This is a genomic window from Reichenbachiella agariperforans (assembly GCF_900142205.1).
Taxonomy (GTDB): Bacteria; Bacteroidota; Bacteroidia; order Cytophagales; family Cyclobacteriaceae; genus Reichenbachiella; species Reichenbachiella agariperforans.
Map to the genome: position 1 here is coordinate 311,204 of NZ_FRAA01000007.1, position 383 is coordinate 311,586.

At 44.9% G+C, this 383-nt stretch carries 1 protein-coding gene; it reads right to left on the reverse strand.

Annotation, left to right across the window (positions count from 1 at the left end):
• A partial coding sequence (locus BUB99_RS20560; protein WP_221407522.1) for a hypothetical protein occupies positions 1-383 on the reverse strand: 383 nt, incomplete at both ends.

A 383-nucleotide genomic window follows, 5' to 3' on the forward strand; every position in this document is an offset into this window, starting at 1 on the left:
CTGTACCACTCGAAAGTATATCCAGTGGTGGTGGTAGTTCCTATACCATTTTCTATAGCGACACGCAAAGCACCGTCACCAGTGTTAGCAGTCGCATCACAGTATGAGTCATCTGATTTAGCAGTGAGTACAATGTTAGGAAGTTCGAACACATCATCAATAGAGAAGAAGAATATCGAACTAGAACAGTCACTCGTCGTGTTGGTGATGGTGACTTGGTAGTCTCCTTCACTGAGTCCTTCTAGTCTGTTGTTATCTGTACCCGCGATCGTTCCACCATGTGCTCCACCACCTCTTACTTCGAATAGGTAAGTGTAGTCAGCAGTAGTACCTGTGGTCACACCGTCTTCTAGTACACTGTTGATTTCAAATGATCCTGTACC